The sequence below is a fragment of the Bacteriovorax sp. HI3 genome, from assembly GCF_059738875.1.
Genome location: NZ_AP026946.1, coordinates 3210319 through 3224350, shown reverse-complemented (window position 1 = coordinate 3224350; position 14032 = coordinate 3210319). Strand labels below are relative to the sequence as shown.

Annotated in this window: 13 protein-coding genes and 1 riboswitch; of the genes, 8 read left to right on the top strand and 5 right to left on the bottom strand. The window is 41.4% G+C overall.

Annotated features, from left to right (window positions below; genetic code table 11):
* Nucleotides 1–6: 6 nt before the first annotated feature.
* The 3 genes from AC6JA8_RS15930 to AC6JA8_RS15920 are packed head-to-tail and all read left to right on the top strand — an operon-like array spanning nt 7 to nt 3670.
* Entirely contained in the window at nt 7–882 is an 876-nt protein-coding gene (locus AC6JA8_RS15930; RefSeq protein WP_497974682.1) for a YicC/YloC family endoribonuclease, read from the top strand.
* A complete protein-coding gene (gene gmk, locus AC6JA8_RS15925; RefSeq protein WP_102244802.1) occupies nt 875–1453 on the top strand; it encodes a guanylate kinase in 579 nt (192 codons plus the stop codon). Before AC6JA8_RS15930 ends, gmk begins: the two co-directional genes overlap by 8 nt.
* A gap of 12 nt (nt 1454–1465) precedes the next feature.
* Complete coding sequence (locus AC6JA8_RS15920; protein ID WP_102244801.1) at nt 1466–3670, top strand: RelA/SpoT family protein; 2205 nt, start codon at nt 1466–1468, stop codon at nt 3668–3670.
* Between the two features lie 3 nt (nt 3671–3673).
* Here the strand turns inward: AC6JA8_RS15920 and AC6JA8_RS15915 are convergent, their stop codons facing one another.
* Genes AC6JA8_RS15915 through AC6JA8_RS15905 form a run of 3 tightly spaced genes read right to left on the bottom strand, consistent with a single transcriptional unit; the run spans nt 3674 to nt 7060 of the window.
* Nucleotides 3674–4330, bottom strand: coding sequence for a YdcF family protein (locus AC6JA8_RS15915; protein ID WP_497974681.1), 657 nt, complete (start codon nt 4328–4330; stop codon nt 3674–3676).
* Nucleotides 4331–4349: 19 nt separating this feature from the next.
* The gene (locus AC6JA8_RS15910) at nt 4350–4727 is read right to left on the bottom strand and encodes a Rid family detoxifying hydrolase (RefSeq protein ID WP_497974680.1); all 378 of its coding nucleotides are present in this window, start codon (nt 4725–4727) and stop codon (nt 4350–4352) included.
* A gap of 2 nt (nt 4728–4729) precedes the next feature.
* Entirely contained in the window at nt 4730–7060 is a 2331-nt protein-coding gene (locus AC6JA8_RS15905; RefSeq protein ID WP_497974679.1) for an NADP-dependent malic enzyme, read from the bottom strand.
* A gap of 125 nt (nt 7061–7185) precedes the next feature.
* Nucleotides 7186–7281, top strand: a riboswitch (TPP riboswitch).
* Here AC6JA8_RS15905 and AC6JA8_RS15900 point away from each other — a divergent pair.
* The 5 genes from AC6JA8_RS15900 to AC6JA8_RS15880 all read left to right on the top strand — a co-directional run bounded on the left by AC6JA8_RS15900 (nt 7274) and on the right by AC6JA8_RS15880 (nt 11453).
* The gene (locus AC6JA8_RS15900) at nt 7274–7870 is read left to right on the top strand and encodes an ECF transporter S component (RefSeq protein ID WP_102245516.1); all 597 of its coding nucleotides are present in this window, start codon (nt 7274–7276) and stop codon (nt 7868–7870) included. Its footprint overlaps the riboswitch before it by 8 nt.
* The gene (locus AC6JA8_RS15895) at nt 7863–9251 is read left to right on the top strand and encodes an ABC transporter ATP-binding protein (RefSeq protein ID WP_497974678.1); all 1389 of its coding nucleotides are present in this window, start codon (nt 7863–7865) and stop codon (nt 9249–9251) included. The genes AC6JA8_RS15900 and AC6JA8_RS15895 overlap by 8 nt, the downstream gene beginning before the upstream one ends.
* Nucleotides 9232–9966 (top strand): energy-coupling factor transporter transmembrane component T family protein, encoded by a 735-nt coding sequence (locus AC6JA8_RS15890; RefSeq protein WP_497974677.1) that lies wholly within the window; start codon nt 9232–9234, stop codon nt 9964–9966. The genes AC6JA8_RS15895 and AC6JA8_RS15890 overlap by 20 nt, the downstream gene beginning before the upstream one ends.
* Before the next feature lie 9 nt (nt 9967–9975).
* On the top strand, nt 9976–10923 hold the full coding sequence (locus AC6JA8_RS15885) for a hydrogen peroxide-inducible genes activator (protein WP_497974676.1): 948 nt from the start codon (nt 9976–9978) through the stop codon (nt 10921–10923).
* Nucleotides 10924–10925: 2 nt separating this feature from the next.
* The gene (locus AC6JA8_RS15880) at nt 10926–11453 is read left to right on the top strand and encodes a GNAT family N-acetyltransferase (protein WP_497974675.1); all 528 of its coding nucleotides are present in this window, start codon (nt 10926–10928) and stop codon (nt 11451–11453) included.
* A gap of 37 nt (nt 11454–11490) precedes the next feature.
* On the opposite strand, the gene AC6JA8_RS15875 is transcribed toward AC6JA8_RS15880, so the two are convergent.
* Both AC6JA8_RS15875 and argS read right to left on the bottom strand, forming a co-directional pair.
* Complete coding sequence (locus AC6JA8_RS15875) at nt 11491–12060, bottom strand: hypothetical protein (RefSeq protein ID WP_497974674.1); 570 nt, start codon at nt 12058–12060, stop codon at nt 11491–11493.
* 159 nt (nt 12061–12219) lie between these two features.
* Nucleotides 12220–14019, bottom strand: a complete 1800-nt coding sequence (gene argS, locus AC6JA8_RS15870) for an arginine--tRNA ligase (RefSeq protein WP_158649718.1) — start codon at nt 14017–14019, stop codon at nt 12220–12222.
* Nucleotides 14020–14032: the final 13 nt, after the last annotated feature.

Here is a 14032-nt window from a genome sequence, read left to right as displayed (position 1 = left end):
GATCCTATGACAGCACAATCTATGACCGGTTTCGGTCAAGCCGCTACTCAGTCTGAGAATTTCATTGTTTCAGTTGAAATGAAAAGTGTGAACAATCGTTTTAAAGACATTCGTTTTAAAATGCCTTCAACACTCAATGCGCACGAACTCGAACTTAAAAAAGAAATGACTGATATTTTTTCGCGTGGGAGTTTTGATGTTTATGTAAATATCAAGCGCGCGGAAAATAAAAATCGCTTCGATGATTTAGACACAAAAAAAGTTTCGCAATTTATCCAGAAGGTAACTGCGCTGACAAAAGCTGAAGGAGTCACTCCGACGCTTTCTATGACAGATCTTCTTCGTTCAGAGTTTCTGATCGACCAGGACGATGCGAACCAGGAAGAACTAAGTGAACTTCTTTTCAAATCTTTCAAAGGTGCTATCGGAGAGCTTAAAAAATCTCGCGAAGCTGAAGGTGAAAAGTTGATTAAAGTCCTAGAGAAACACCTGGATCACTACAAAGAACATTTTAAGACAGTGGAAAAGAACGCTGAACACTTCAAGACCAATGTGGAAGAGAAGCTGAAGAAACGTGTTGATGAATATAAAACTCTGATCGCTGTCGATCAGGGAAGACTGCTTCAGGAAGTGATCTTTTATTTAGAAAAGATCGACATCCATGAGGAAATTAACCGCATTCATTCCCACTTGGAAAAATTTCAAAATCTTTTAAAATCAAGTAATGACGTTGGAAGACAGATTGATTTTATCCTGCAAGAGCTTGGTCGCGAGACTAATACCATAGGGTCAAAGTCAAGTATGAAAGAGATTTCAGATTCTGTTGTTCAAATGAAACTACAGTTAGAAAAAATGCGCGAGCAAGGGTTGAACATTGAATAAGGACCAATTTACCGGCAAATTAATCGTTATTGTCGCTCCGTCTGGCACGGGGAAGTCCACAATGATCAAAAGATTAAAGAAAGATTATCCAACAATCGTCGAATCTGTTTCTTTCACCACAAGACCTATGCGTCCAGGTGAAATTCATGGCTTAAGTTATTTTTTTATTTCACGAGAAGAGTTCATCGCTAAAAGAGACAACAACGAATTTTTAGAATGGGCCGAAGTTCACGGTAACTTTTATGGAACATCTAAAGCTTTTGTCGAGCAATGCCTGAGCGAAGGAAAGCATGTTCTTTTCGACCTCGATGTTCAGGGTGTGGATTCAATGAAGCTGCATTTTGGAGATGTCGCCAATGTTATCTTTATCGCTCCACCATCAGTGGAAGAGCTGGAAAAGAGACTGCGCAATCGTGGAACTGAAAGCACTCAGATCATCAATCTTCGCATTACAAATGCCAAGAAAGAGCTTTTGAGAAAAGACGATTTTGATTTTTTTATTTTAAACGACGATATCGAAAACGCCTATGGCAGGCTAAAAGAAATCACCATGGAAATCCTTCGCGGATAAGAGCTAAAAAGAATGCAACAGAGTTTAGATTTTTCACACGAGAGAGACCTCACAGTAGACGACTTAGTTAGAAGAGTGGAAGCGTACTATCCAGACGCTGACTTCGTTAAACTAAGAAAGGCCTTTCTATTTGCTGAAAAAGCGCACTCTGGGCAAAAGAGAAGCTCTGGTGAAGATTATATCATTCACCCAATGAACGTGGCTGCCACTCTGATCAAGCTTCACATGGACCTTGATACGATTATGGCCGGGTTTCTTCACGACGTCGTTGAAGACTGCAATATCTCTCCTCAGGAAATTGAAAAAGAATTTGGAGCAGGAGTTGCTGACCTGGTTGTCGGTCTGACAAAGATCGGAAAAATCAAATTCAAGACGAAAGAAGAATCGCAAATTGAAAACTTCCGCAAGATGGTCGTGGCGATGGCCAAAGACCTTCGCGTAATCATCGTTAAGCTTGCCGATCGCATGCACAACATGAGAACGCTTCAATACGTTTCTGATGAGAAACAAAAAAAGATCGCTCAAGAGACTCTTGATATCTACGTTCCTCTGGCAAGCCGTCTGGGGATTAACTCAGTTAAGTCGGACCTGGAAGACTTATGTCTTCGTTTCCTTAAACCGGAAATCTATTACCGTTTAGCTGAAAAAGTTTCGATGAAAAAATCGGAGCGCGACGCTTATATCAGAGACGTTATTTCAAACATCAAAGAAAAACTTCTGGAGTACTCACTTCACGCTGAAGTAAAGGGACGTCCAAAACATTTCTATTCTATTTATAAGAAAATGACTTCAAGAGGCGTTGACTTCGAACAGGTTCAGGATTTACTGGCCTTTAGAATTATCGTTTCCAATATCACTGAATGTTATAAGGCGCTGGGGATTATCCACTCGTCTTATACGCCAATTCCAGGGCGCTTTAAGGATTACATCGCTATTCCTAAGGTGAACAACTACCAGTCACTCCATACGACGATTATGGGGCCAAAAGCTGAGCGTATTGAAATCCAGATCAGAACAAGCGAGATGGATGAAGTTGCAGAAGCAGGGGTTGCTGCTCACTGGAAATACAAAGAAGGTCTTGCTGGTAAAACAGCTCCGAAACTCGACTGGGTTCAGGAACTTCTTGAATACAACAAAAACACAGACAACAAAGCAGAGTTCCTGGACGTTATTAAAAACGACCTGGATCTCGATGGTGTATTCGTCTTCACTCCCAACGGAGACGTAAGAGAATTAAAATACGGAGCGACTCCGCTGGATTTCGCTTACGAGATTCACACTGAAGTTGGTCACCACTGCGTGGGTGCTAAGGTTAACGGAAAGATCGTTCCTCTTAGACACATTCTAAAATCAGGGGACTCGGTAGAGATCCTGACAAGTAAAACTCAAACGCCGTCGAAAGACTGGTTAAATATCGCGAAGTCTTCTAAGGCCCGCAGTAAAATCAAGCAATGGCTGCTTAAAGTTGAGCGCGACGAAAACAGAGAACTGGGTCGCGAGATCCTGGAAAAAGCGTTCAAAGTTTTTGGAACGAGTATCAAAGCTCTTAAGAAGAACAACGAGTTCAAAGAGATGTTTGATGAGCTTCACATTATCGATGAAGAAGAACTTTGCGTTCTCGTCGGTTCTGGAAAGCACACAGCAAAAAGTATTATCGAGCACATTCCATCTCTAAAAGAAGCGGCCGCTAAAGCTGAGATTAAAGAGCTGGATGATAAGATCACAGAAATCGAGTCTTACTCAGATAAGATGACGAAAAACGTGCGCAAGAAGTCTCTGTCTGACAATGCCATCATTGTAGACGGAATGAGCGACGTCGTGGTTCGTATGGCCCGTTGTTGTAACCCGATTCCGGGTGACAGTATCGTGGGCTTTATCACTCGTGGACGCGGGATTACTGTTCACACGGCCCAATGTAACCGTGTCGATGCAGAGTCGCTTATTCGCACGATTAGAGTTTCTTGGAATAAAGGTTTCAGCTTCACTCACCCGGTAAGCGTGCGAGTGATGACTCAAGATAAGCCGGGGATTCTATCCCTGATTTCAAAAACCATTAACAACGCCGGCATCAACATCAGAAGTGCCCTTGCCAAGTCTATGCCTGATAGAAAGGGAAGTTTTATCTTTGAAGTTGAAGTTAAGGACTACAGCGAACTTTTAAAGACAATCAGTGCGATTGAGTCTTTAGAAGAAGTTATTTCTGTAACGCGCGTTTAGTGATTAATAGAAATTCTTAATAGGCGATTTCTGATCCCAATAGATCAGGAAGAGTTTTGTACGGATCAGTTTGAAAACTTCCGTATAAAGGATTTTGATATTCTTAAAACTTAAGTAATCAGATGGCACCGGAGTGAAGAAAAACTCAAACTTCTCATCTTCAAGCATCAGCGAATTGAAAATCATTTTGATTCTCATAATGTGGTAGTCACTTGAGATAACCAGGATCTTGTTAAGACCGCGGTTAGAACGAAGGTATTTAAGCGTTGAAACGACGTTTTCCACCGTGTTTCTTGCCGTGTAGTCCAGTTCGATATGGTCTGTTGTTTCTGCCGGATCAATCGGGTTCATAATTGTGCGAACCGAGTTCTTCTCATGAACGCCAGTGATAAAAACATTTGGTTGTTTAAATTCCTGCGCCTTTTTAACAGCAAATTCAATTCTTTTTGGACCGCCCGTGAAAACCACGATGAGGTCAGGCGGACTCTGGACGAAAGTTGAGACAGAGTTTTTCCCTTCGTTTCTTGCGTCCAGAAGTAAAATGGCACAAGCAAATGAGTAACAGAAAAAGAGAGAGGCCAGAATGATCACCACGCTTAAGAAGTGGCGATACATTCTGGTTCCCTTAGATTCAAATACGTATTTGCTTTTTAAAATCATAGTGTCCGATAACTGGTGGCTACTTTGCCGCAATAACTTCGATTTCTACTAGAGCTCCCTTTGGAAGCTTAGAGACTTCAACAGTACTTCTTGCAGGGTATGGTGCCTTAAAAAACTCAGTGTAAGCAACGTTTACAGCTGCAAAGTTGCCTAGATCTGTTAAAAAGATCGATGTCTTAATGATATCTTCTCTTTTAAGATTTTGTGAAGTCAAAAGGCCATCGATGTTCTTCATAATCTGATTTAATTGAGCATCAAAGCCGTTTGCCAGCTCTCCAGACTTTGGTTCGATACCAATTTGGCCTGAAAAGTAATAAGTTCCGTTTACAGCGACGCCTTGCGAATAAGTTCCAACGGCTGCTGGGGCCAAGTCAGTACTAATAATTGTTTTATTCATAATTACTCCTTCGTACTCATTTTCTTATCTGACAGAAGTGCAGAAAGAACACACATATTGACGATTTCAGTTACTGTTGCTGTTCTTGGAATGATGTTCGCCGGCTGATTCATCGGAAGAAGAATTGGCCCGATCGCGTTTGCGTTTCCAAGTTGTGCAAGAAGTTTGTAACTGATGTTCGCTGAGTTTAGTTCAGGGAAGATCAGGATGTCGCTTGGCCCATCAAGAGTAGAGAAGCTAAACAATTTATCCATTAATCCCTTGTTAACAGCAACGTCCGCTTGCATTTCCCCTTCAACTAAAAGGTTCGGGTAGCGAGTTTTTGTTAACTGAACAGCGCGCTTAACAACCTTTGCTCTTTCAGAGTCGTTTGAACCAAAGTTCGAGAACGACAGGAAGGCGATACGTGGTTCGCGCTTCATAAGTTTTCTGAAAAGTTCCGCTGTACCAGCTGCGATCTCACAAAGTTGGTCTTCATTTGGTTCAATTTGAACAGCACAGTCTGCAAAGAACAGAACGCGGTTCTTGAAGCTCATAACGAAGATACCAGCAGCGCTTGCCTTTTCTTTTGTACCAATAACGTGCATTAGTGGTGGGAAGCAGTCAGCGTAGTTTAGAGTTGGACCAGCGATAACAGCATCAGCTAAGCCGTGTTTCACCATCATCGAACCGAAATAGTTCTGGTGGCTCATAAGCTCTTCTGCGTGGTAAACCGAAACACCACTTCTTTGTCTTTCTTTTGAGTAAAGACGAACGTAGTTTTCAAACTCTTCATGTTTTCTTGGATTGATCGTACGAACATCGTCCTTGTATTTTTCCAGGCCAAGCATGTCCATTTTTTTGTGGATAGCTTTCTTGCGTCCAAGAAGAATTGGTTCGATTTTATCTTCTTCAACAAGTTGTTTAACTGCTTGAAGGATACGTGTGTTTGTTCCTTCAGCGAAAACCACTCTAACTTTTTTACCAGACTTCGCTACGTAAGTAGCAAGGCGGTCGCGAAGAGATTTCATGAACTGAGCAGAGTTCCCCATACGTCCTTCAAGGGCGCGGGCGTAAGCGTGAAGATCGTCAATGTTAAATCTCGCTACACCTGAGTCCATAGCAGCTTTTGCTACCGCTGGTGTGACACGAGTTAATACGCGTGGGTCAAATGGCTTAGGGATCAGGTAGTTTTTACCAAATTTAAAGTCTTCTCCACCGTAGGCCATTTTTACTTCTTCAGGAACTTCTTCTTTTGCCAGACTTGCCAGGGCGTGAACGGCCGCTAGTTTCATCTCAACGTTAATTTTTTTCGAACGCGTATCCAGGGCACCTCTGAAAATGAATGGGAATCCTAGAACGTTATTAACTTGGTTAGGGAAGTCTGAGCGACCAGTTGCCATGATGGCATCATCGCGTACAGCGTGAACTTCTGCCGGGTAAATTTCCGGATCTGGGTTGGCCATGGCAAAGATGATAGGGTTTGGTGCCATATCTTTAACCATTTGCTGAGTGACTAGTCCTCTGGCAGAACAACCGATGAAAACGTCAGCTCCCACCATCGCATCACCTAGAGTTCTTGCTTTTGTTTCAACAGCAAATTCGTCTTTGTATTTGTTCATTCCTTCTTTACGACCTTTGTAGATCGCTCCGTTAGAATCACACATGATCAGGTTTTCTCTTGGAAGACCTAATTCAAAGAATAATTTTGCACAAGAAATCGCAGCAGCTCCAGCGCCTGAAACGGCCACCTTTGTTTTCTTGATATCTCTTCCGGTGATCTCGATGGCATTTAAAAGCGCAGCCGAAGCGATAATCGCTGTACCGTGCTGGTCATCGTGGAAAACCGGGATTTGCATTTTTTCAATTAACTGTGTCTCGATTTCAAAACACTCTGGAGCTTTGATGTCTTCAAGGTTTACACCCCCAAAAGTCGGCTCAAGAGCTGAGACAATTTTTACCATTCCTTCAACTGTGTTTTCGTTAACTTCGATGTCGAATACATCGATGTCAGCAAAACGTTTGAAGAGTAGACCTTTACCTTCCATTACAGGTTTACCAGCAACGGCACCGATATTACCTAAACCTAAAACGGCCGTACCGTTAGAGATTACAGCAACCAGGTTTCCTTTGGCAGTGTACTTGTAAGCAAGCTCAGGGTCTTTAGCGATTTCCAGACATGGCCAGGCAACTCCAGGAGAGTAAGCTTTAGTTAAGTCTAGAGAAGTGAGAGTTGGCTTCGTCGAGATAACCTCGATTTTACCGGGGCGCCCGTCGGCATGATAGTCTAGGGCCTGTTGTTTTTTTTCGTCCGCATCGTTTCTTTCAGTGCGATCATTTCGTTGATTACTCACGGTCAATCCTCTTGTTAAATGGAATATTTACGACCGAAGTAGGGTATGCCTTTTGCCTCAATATGCAAAGAAAATAGCATGGTTTTTCATTGCGCAATAAGGGAAGAAAAGCTAAACTGGGCCTATTAGAAACCTAGGGGTGGTGGACCATTGTCTGCCTGAGAAATACCCTCGCACCTGACCAGGATAATGCCTGCGTAGGAAAGGAGAATCATGAATACACTCGCGCGTCCTCTCGAAAAACTAAAATCCCTGACAATCTTTGAAATCGTCCTCACATTAGTGCTCGCTGTGGCATTGGGTGTCGCATTCTGGGGTTGGACTTTTGTTTATGACTTAGCTAAGCCTTTTTTAAAGGTCGCAGGTTTAAGTTACTTAGTGGCAGGATTTTGGATTCTTGCCTCTGTTTTAATTCCTCACATTGTTAGAAAACCAGGTGTCGCTTTAATCGCTTCCCTGATGGCCGCTTTCATTGAGAGTTTGCTCACTCACTGGGGGCTTATGTCTGTCGTTTGGGGATTAGTGCAAGGACTTGGAGCAGAGGTCGTTTTTTTAGCGTTTTCATACAAAAGATGGAACCTGTTTGTGCTTATGTTGGCAGCAGGTGTTTCCGCTTTCTTTAGTTACACACTTGATTATTTCTACTATGACTATAAATCGCTGAGTGCTGGCTTTAACCTGCTTCAGTTGTCGTCTTATATTATTTCGTCGCTCTTTTTTGCAGGCCTTTTAAGTCATTTATTAGGGAAAAGATTAGTGAGACTTGGAATATTAGATCAGTTCCTGATCGCCAAAGACCAAGATGTATAAGTTATCACCATTTACTTATACGTTTGCCGGACGTTCAAAAGCTAAAAAAATATTTTTAGATTCGACTCTTATTTTTGAGCGAAATGACACCGTCGCCATCATTGGGCCTTCTGGCGGCGGAAAGTCGACTTTGCTTAAAATCTTAAAAGGGATCATTCCTGAATACAGCAGTGGTAAACTAGAGGGAGAAATTCTTTTTAATGGACATCCATTGAATGGAGTTTATTTTCAGGAAAACCTGCAAAAAATTCTTTATCTTTTTCAAAATCCTTTTTCGCAGCTGATTTATCCGGGGACAGAAGAAGAGTTTCTCTTTTCTATGGAAAATTTCAATTTCACCCGCGAAGAAATGGACCGCGAGAAAGAGAAGTTTGAAAAACTTTTTAACTTAAAAAATATTTGGGGAAAAAAGACCTCTGAACTTTCAAATGGAGAGTGCCAGAAATTAGTTTTGGCCTCCATGCTGGCCATTGGTCCGGATGTTCTTCTCTTAGATGAACCGACGGCTTTTTTAGATCCGGTCGCAAGAAAAGAATTTTACCAATACCTGGAAGTCATTCGTAAAGACCGTCTTTTAATTATTGTCGATCATCATGTAGATGAGATTAAACCACTCATCAATAAAGTGGTCTTTGTTGACCATGACGGACGTATAACTCCAGGCTCTTTTGCAAAGAATGACTTTGTGGTGGAAGACATCTCATTGCCAAAACCTAAAGCAGTAGAAGAGGTGAGAGTCACTGTTTCTGACCTGAATTTTTCATACCATAAAGACCGCGAACTTTTAAAAGAGGCCAATGCCACTTTTAAAAGTGGTGAAGTTGTGGCCATCAGAGGAAGAAACGGAGAAGGAAAGAGTACATTTTTTAAACTTCTCTCTGGGATTCTTAGACCTAAGAGTGGTCAGGTCCTTTTGGAAAAAAATGGGAAAACTTATAAAAACGACAAGGTCTTTCCTCATGTCGGTTTTGTTTTCCAGAACCCTGAGGCCCATTTTTTCTTTGATACTATTGAAGAAGAACTTAAGCAGAGCTTTCGTTTTTTAAGTAAAGAGCATACGGAACTTAAAGATGATCTCTTGTCCCGATTTTTCCATGACATTGATTTAAAAAAATCGCCCTTTCTTCTCTCTGAAGGAGAAAAACGCAGGCTTTCCATTTTGATGACGGTCTTTTTAGAAAAAAGCTTAATTCTTTATGATGAGCCAACTTTTGGGCAGGATCAAAAGTCGATAGAAGAAATTATTGTCTTAATCAGAGAGTTAAAAAAATTAGGATTGATTCAGGTCTTTATCTCTCATGATGATTACTTGATTGAGAAGATTGCTGACAGGGTTTTAGTTTTAGAAGCGGGGAGGCTCTATGAAGTTCCTCGAGACTAAAGCAGAGTTTATCCACTCATGGTACTTGCTGATTATCAGCTTTTTTACCTTTATCTTTTTGTTGGCATCTAATGTTCTGTGGGCGAATTTCGCGCTGACTTTATTTATGCTCTTTCTCTTTAAGAAAAATGGGCTTTCAAACCGCGTGCTTTTGAAGCTTTCACTATATGCCGGTTTTTTTGCTTTTATGTTCTTACTACTCAATCTTCTTTATCCGGGAGAAAAATTGAGAGTTGGGGAGCAGGTGACTATCTTTTCATGGACTGTTTATAAAGCGGCCTTGATAAATGGATTGCAGAACTTTGCCCGTCTCTTTATGCTGACATTAGTTTCGATGAGTTCAACTTACACTATTATTTACACCAAAGTGATTTTGTACCTCATTATCCATAAAGGTCTTAAGGTCATTATGGGGTATCCACTTTTGATTGCCTTAAATTCAATCCTACTTTTTAAAGAAGAATTTGACCGCATCAGGCTTTCGGCCCGCTTTAGAGGTCTTGGCTGGTGGGACAGGCTTTTTGTTCTTTTCCCACTTCTCGTGTTTGCTATCAGGCACTCACAGCGCGGCTCTCTTTCCCTGGTGACCCGTGGGCTCAATCCGAATAAGAGTTTTTACTTTGGGTATGAGCTAAGTGCCCGTGATCGTAAATGGTTACGTGGATTCTTTCTGTTCTATATAGTCCTTGTTGCTATCGCTATTTATTTTCGATAGAATAAGTCTATGACTATTACACAACTAGAATATGTTCTCGCCGTAGATAAACACCGTCATTTTGGAAAAGCTGCTAAAGCTTGTAATGTGACTCAACCAACACTTTCGATGCAATTGCAGAAAGCGGAAGAAGAATTAGGAGTCGTGATCTTTGATAGATCAAAAAATCCGATTCTTCCGACAGAAGAAGGAAGTCAGATTATTAATCAGGCACGCTCTGTACTTCGCGAGTATAAAAAGATTTTCTCAATTATCGATGCGAACAAAACAGAAGTAAGAGGTGATTTTAGACTGGGTGTTATTCCCACACTTGCTCCTTACGTGATCCCACTTTTTGCCGCCAGCTTCGTAGAGAAATACCCAGATGTAAAACTGACGATTGAAGAGTTTAAAACAGAAGATATTATCGACCTATTAGGACGCGATGAAATTGATGCCGGTCTTTTAGTCACTCCAATTCAGGGAGAGAACTTTATTGAACGCGTTCTCTTTCATGAGCCTTTCTCTGTTTTTGCTTCAGATGACCATCATCTTTTAAAAAAAGCTAAAGTAAAAGACAAAGACCTGGATACATCAGATGTATGGCTTTTAAATGAAGGCCATTGTTTCAGGCAGCAGGTTTTAAACCTATGCAAACTTTCCCGCGATAACGGACTTCACGACAACTTGAAGTTTGAAAGTGGAAACTTAGAGACGCTTAAGAATATGGTTATCAATAGCAGTGGATATACACTGCTGCCAGAGCTTGCCGTTCTTAACCTTTCGAAGGAAGAAAAAAAACACGTGCGTGAGTTCCAGGCACCGATTCCAACTAGAGAAGTGTCATTGGTGCACAACCGTATCTTCTTAAAAGAAAAAATCATTACGGCCCTGGAAGAGTCTATTATTGAAAATCTTCCGGAGAGCCTGACTTCACTTAAAAAGAAAAACATTGAAGTCATTTCAATCGACGCTTAAATATGATTAACATACCGGTGATTGAAACATCCCATCTTATCTTGCGAGGCCATCATCCGGATGACTTCGTAGCACTAAAAGAGATTTGGGAAGACCTGGAAGTGGTGAAGCATATTTCAGGAACTCCTTCGACTGAGCAGCAGTCGTGGATGAGACTGGCCAATTACCTGGGACACTGGAGCCTGATGGGTTTTGGTTACTGGGGCATTGAAGAAAAGAGCACTGGAAAATATATTGGAGAAATTGGTTTTGCAGATTTTAAGCGCGAGATCACTCCTTCAATCACTGGCATTCCTGAGGCCGGATGGATTCTTTCCAGCTCAGTTCATGGCAAAGGTTATGGGAAAGAAGCACTAAAAGCAATTTTAGAATGGAGTGATAAAAATCTCAGTTTCGATAGAACTGTTTGTATTATTAATCCGGAAAATACCCGTTCAATTGCACTGGCCGAAAGGTGTGGGTATAAAAAGATTTGTGAAACGACTTTTAATGGAAAACCAACTATTCTTTTTGAGAGATTAAGAAACTAAAAAAGGCCTCTTTCGAGGCCTTTTGTTTTTAGTCTAATTAGATTTGAGAGCTTAATTCTTTCATTTCCTTGATCGCTCTTTCAATTGAATTGTAACAAACCTTTGAAGCGATCACTCCTTTGTAAGTTACACCAAAAGAGTTCTTACATCTGCTTCCTTGATTGTCTGGCATTGATGGGTATAGGATAGCAAAGTCACCAGTTGTATCTTGCTCATTACAGATTGCTTCTGACTCCATCACTTTGATGGCCTTATCTAAAGTCTTGTAGCAAGAAAATGTGCTAATCGTAGCGCCTTTATATGTAACTGCGATATAGCCAGGAGTACATACTGCTCCTCTAACATCGGCCAGGCCTTCAGCAAGCAGGCTGCAGTTATTGTTCTTTATTTGTTTGTGACATGATTGGATTTTGTTTAAAGCTTTCTGAGCTTCAAATTCATTGTCGTGGCATGAGATGAGTGTGTTGTGGAAAGCTACACCTGTTTTGTTTCCTGTACAGACACGACTCGTATTGTCCATTTGGTTTGCCGAAAAGATAGAACAGTTGTTTTCAGCAAAAGCGGGAATCGCAGCTAATAGAGTAAGGGCAAAAAGAAAAGCTTTCATAAAATCTCCTCGAACGTTAATCGTTTAATGAGGTCATTATGACAGACAGAATTTTTAATTCTGATCTTTTGAAAAAAAGTTATAGGGGGTTGGATTTGTGTCTAATAAGTAGACAAGACTATCACAAAAAAGGCCTGCAAAAGCAGGCCTAAGTTTTTGTTACATTTTTTCAGGAGGAGTGATTCCAAGCAGATAAAGCCCCGTTTTCAGGGTGTCTGCGAAGGCCTCAAGCAGGCTTAAACGAGCCGCTCTTAACTCTTCAGTCTCTGCCTTCATAACAGAAACCTCAGTGTAGAAACGGTTGTACGCTTTACACGTAAAGAAGAGGTGGTTGGCAATCGTTGATGGACGGTAGTTGTCACAGGCATTGATTGTCACCTGGTTAAAATCGTATAAGTGTCTCATTAGATCTCTTTCAGATTCATGAGTCAGAAGATCAAGGTTAGCTAAGCTTCCTTTTAATCCTTGCTCCTGAGCTTTTCTTAGGATCGATTTTGTTCTGGCGTAAGAGTACATTAAGTACGGGCCAGAGTTTCCTTCAAACGACACCCATTCTTTCGGGTCAAAAACGATTTCTTTATTCGGGTCTGCTTGAAGCATCCCGTATTTAATCGCCCCAACAGCAAGCTTGTGAGCTGTGTCTTCTTTTTGCTCTTTAGTCCACTCGGCCGAGTATTTCTCAAGATACGTATTGATCTCTTCGATAACCAGGTTGATGAGTTGAAGGAATGTAAAAGAGTTTCCGGCACGCGAAGACATCTTTCCATCCGGGCGAACAACCATTCCGTATGAAAGGTGGTAGCACTTCGGAGCTTGTGGGAATCCCATTTTCTCCAGAGCGTAGAAGAGTTGTTTGAAGTGGAAGTTTTGCTCGCTTCCTACAACGTAAATACTTCTGTCGATATCGAAGTCATTAAACTTCACTTTTGCCAGTGCTAAGTCTTTAGTGATGTATAAAGTTGTCCCGTCTGATTTTCTTGCCATAAAGAAGCCCAGCTTCTTGTCAGACATATCAAATCCGATGGCCCCTTGATCTTCAACGAATAGACCTTTTTTCATATACTCTTCAACGATGGCCTGAGAAGCTTCTGAAACTTCCGACTCGTAGAAGAAATGATCAAACTTAACGTCTAGCCATTTATAAATCTTGTTGAAGTCATCAAGACAGTACTGACGAGTGACAACCCAAGTGTCGTAGTATTTACCAGACTTGTTTTCAATTTGTTTTAAGATCTCAGAGATCTCTTTGTTGTATTGAAGTTTTGTTGCATCGTCTGTGGCGTCTTTTAGTTTATTGTTGGCCTCCACATAACGTTGCCCAAGCCATTCAGCTTTGTTTTCAACGCTCTCAAGTTTTTCACTTCCCGTATAGTGCTCAACACCCCAAAGGCATTTTGCAATGTGAGTCCCTTCATCTCCAATGTAGTTGGCCGCAATAACTTTGTAGCCATTGTAAGTGAAGATACGGCAGATACTGTCTCCCAGACATACGTTACGTCCGTGACCAACGTGGAACTCTTTGTGAGTGTTGGGTTGAGAGAACTCGATCATAACTTTTGTTTTGTTGTGATCAGCGTTTGATTTTAGAATATTAAATCCTGACCCATTAACTAAACTAGGAACAAGGGCCTTCGCCACTTCTTTCTGGTTCGTGAAGATATTTAAGAAAGCGCCTTTTAAAACGACACTATCAACCCATGGGTTCTTTTCTTCTTCAAGAAGGCGTTTAAGTTCTGTCGCTACTTCGTTAGGGTTTTTCTTAATAGCTTTAGCGAAACGAAAACATGGAAGGGCGTAGTCTCCCAGTGCTTTTTCCGGTGGCTGCTCTAGAGTCCTGAAGAAATCCACAACTGTCAGTTCCGGCGGAAGATTCGCTTCGATTTTCTTTAAAGCAGAAAAAAGCGATTCGGCCAGTGAGCACTTTGCGGGATCGTAACTAAAATTGGCTAGCTGATTCAAAACTATATCTCCT